Origin of the sequence: Virgibacillus sp. M23 (assembly GCF_034190895.1) — a bacterium.
GTDB classification, from domain to species: Bacteria; Bacillota; Bacilli; order Bacillales; family Amphibacillaceae; genus Virgibacillus; species Virgibacillus salarius.
In genome coordinates this window covers 1-255 of record NZ_JAWDHA010000417.1, presented here as the reverse complement: position 1 = coordinate 255, position 255 = coordinate 1, and the positions used below count along the sequence as shown (strand labels likewise).

The 255-nt window shown below is 39.6% G+C and carries 1 pseudogene; it reads right to left on the bottom strand.

What is annotated here, in order from left to right:
- Positions 1-255, bottom strand: a pseudogene (locus RVS70_RS23495) (IS91 family transposase); the annotation flags it as partial.

Below are 255 nucleotides of genomic sequence, written 5' to 3'. Positions count from 1 at the left end.
CAATCTTTATTTCTAATTTCCCATTCTCTAGACACACTTCTCCCTTGTATTCATAGTAATTGTCGCAATGCGAGCACACAAGGGGATCTTTTTGACCACTAGAAATAATACGCTCTCTCCAGGTTTGCCGGCGTAATGTCTTCTTCACTTTTACTATCCATTTCCTTGTACCTTGTTGCCATGTAGCTAATAGCTTTTTGCTTAAGCTCTTACTCCTTCTAGAATACACCCCATAGTGACGAATTGTCTTGAACT